1 protein-coding gene is annotated in these 237 nt (G+C 69.2%); it reads left to right on the forward strand.

Annotation, left to right across the window (positions count from 1 at the left end; all coding sequences use genetic code 11):
• The coding region (locus ACPYOM_RS23855) for a hypothetical protein (protein WP_481347884.1) at nucleotides 1-237 on the forward strand (237 nt) is incomplete at both ends.

The raw sequence follows: 237 nt of genomic DNA on the forward strand, positions 1-237 counted from the left end.
GCTTCACCCTGGCCACGCACGATCTTGAGATCCGCGGCGCCGGCGAACTGCTGGGCGAAGACCAGAGCGGGCAGATGGCCGAGGTGGGCTTCAGCCTGTACACCGAACTGCTTGAGCGCGCGGTGCGCAGCATCCGGCTGGGCAAGCTGCCCGACCTGGATTCGGGCGAGGAAGTGCGCGGCGCCGAGGTTGAGCTGCACGTGCCGGCGCTGATCCCGGACGACTACCTGCCCGACG

It is taken from the genome of Monashia sp. HAY1-2A, assembly GCF_056755315.1.